This window comes from Bacillus sp. AF23 (assembly GCF_020861455.1).
Lineage (GTDB): Bacteria > Bacillota > Bacilli > Bacillales > Bacillaceae > Bacillus > Bacillus halotolerans.
The window spans coordinates 1-213 of sequence record NZ_JAJHVY010000001.1; the positions used below are offsets into that span (position 1 = coordinate 1).

Below are 213 nucleotides of genomic sequence, written 5' to 3' on the forward strand. Positions count from 1 at the left end.
GAGCGTACGGTTCATACCCGTGAGGTCGGGGGTTCGATCCCCTCCGCCGCTACCAAAGGACCTTTAGCTCAGTTGGTTAGAGCAGACGGCTCATAACCGTCCGGTCGTAGGTTCGAGTCCTACAAGGTCCACCACAATACGGAGGAATACCCAAGTCTGGCTGAAGGGATCGGTCTTGAAAACCGACAGGGGTGTCAAAGCCCGCGGGGGTTC

The 213-nt window shown here is 57.7% G+C and carries 1 tRNA gene; it reads left to right on the forward strand.

The features are described 5' to 3' along the window. The first annotated feature begins 57 nt into the window (after positions 1-57). A tRNA-Ile gene (locus LNN34_RS00005) sits at positions 58-134 on the forward strand. Positions 135-213: the final 79 nt, after the last annotated feature.